Here is a 285-nt window from a genome sequence, read left to right on the forward strand (position 1 = left end):
CGACGACCTCGGCCGGCGGCGCCTAGAACCCGGGACAGATGTCGTAGCTGTCGAGCGGACCGACCAGTCGTGGGTGCACGACCCGGGTGAAGACGGGAGGCAACAGTCCGCCGGTGTTCGACTGCGTCACTCGCGACCACCCCTCGCCCTCGAGCGCCAGAACGAGCTGGAGCTGGTGCATGGGGTCCCCGATCACTGTCGCGTTGGGCGACACTCGGGGCGGGATCAGTCCGAGCTGGGCGAAGATCGGTCCGCCGGCGGCCGTGCACCGGCTGTGTTGCTCCC

The 285-nt window shown here is 69.8% G+C and carries 1 protein-coding gene; it reads right to left on the bottom strand.

All coding sequences use genetic code 11. From position 1 onward, the window contains the following. Positions 1-22: 22 nt before the first annotated feature. On the bottom strand, positions 23-285 hold a 263-nt coding region (locus FVP33_RS19680), incomplete at its 5' end, for a hypothetical protein (protein ID WP_187270819.1).

Origin of the sequence: Lacisediminihabitans profunda, from assembly GCF_008040105.1 — a bacterium.
GTDB classification, from domain to species: domain Bacteria; phylum Actinomycetota; class Actinomycetes; order Actinomycetales; family Microbacteriaceae; genus Lacisediminihabitans; species Lacisediminihabitans profunda.